Genomic DNA, 889 nt, shown 5'->3' on the forward strand with positions numbered 1-889 from the left:
ACCAGTGCACAATGAATTTGAGTAAACTTCCAAACTTGCGGTTAGACTGTAACCATTAAATATATAAGACTCGAGATTATAATCGCCATATTCTTCATCGTAATAGCAGGAAGCAGACCAAAGACCATTTATTCCGAGCGGGTCTGGCGTATCATTACCCCCACTACTGCAGGCGGCTAAAAATATTACTGCCAAACATACGATAGAACTTCCAATTTTCATTACTACTCCCTAAATATAACGCTTTTATAAACGGCGCGCGTGTCTTTGCGCGTCCAGTGTAGCCCACGTTCCTTCGTGGGCGGAACGAGGTTTGATAAACTTGTTAAGTGATTTAATGCAGTGCATTTAATTTAACTACACTATCATCGAAGGTGCTTACCGGAATTAAGAAAGCCAGGCCCGTACTAGTTTGTTTATAGCGAACGTAAACTTCGCCAGCTTTGTAAGAATATAGCTGTAATGATCTTGCCTCATAGACTGTTACACCACCATTATTTTGAGTTTCATTTTTGATATCGATGGCAAGAATACCCTTTGAGCAAGACCAGTCAGGACGTAGTATTTGTGATGAATTAACTACAGATTCATTTTTGTACCCAGTGAACAATAGTTCATTAGCGGATGCATTTATTTCAAATTGATCGTATTGACGAAGTTGCCAAAAACCAAGGCTATTGTAATGTGAATAGTTTTCGAAGTTTAAGGTGTATTTACCAGACAAAGAGGTACAGCTTTGGTTTCCGATAACCAAGCTTTCGTTTGCTTTATATTGTTGAAAACCACAACCTGCTAGTAGTCCAATTATTATCGTTAGAATTATATTTTTCATATGGTCACTTAGACATAATGACTCCCCACGTCCCAAAAGAGTGCTGACCTCCTATCG

The 889-nt window shown here is 38.9% G+C and carries 2 protein-coding genes; both read right to left on the reverse strand.

Annotated elements, in window-relative coordinates:
* On the reverse strand, positions 1 to 222 hold a 222-nt coding region (locus tag A3763_RS29370), incomplete at its 3' end, for a hypothetical protein (protein WP_231872071.1).
* A gap of 112 nt (positions 223 to 334) precedes the next feature.
* Positions 335 to 832: a hypothetical protein gene (locus A3763_RS01965; RefSeq protein ID WP_068759845.1), complete on the reverse strand. Its 498-nt coding sequence runs from the start codon at positions 830 to 832 to the stop codon at positions 335 to 337.
* Between the last annotated feature and the right edge of the window lie 57 nt (positions 833 to 889).

This window comes from Oleiphilus sp. HI0128 (assembly GCF_001635365.1).

What these genes read in the sequence shown, in the direction of transcription:
- A3763_RS01965 (WP_068759845.1), bottom strand. Translation starts at nt 832, where the DNA reads ATGAAAAATATAATTCTAACGATAATAATTGGACTACTAGCAGGTTGT.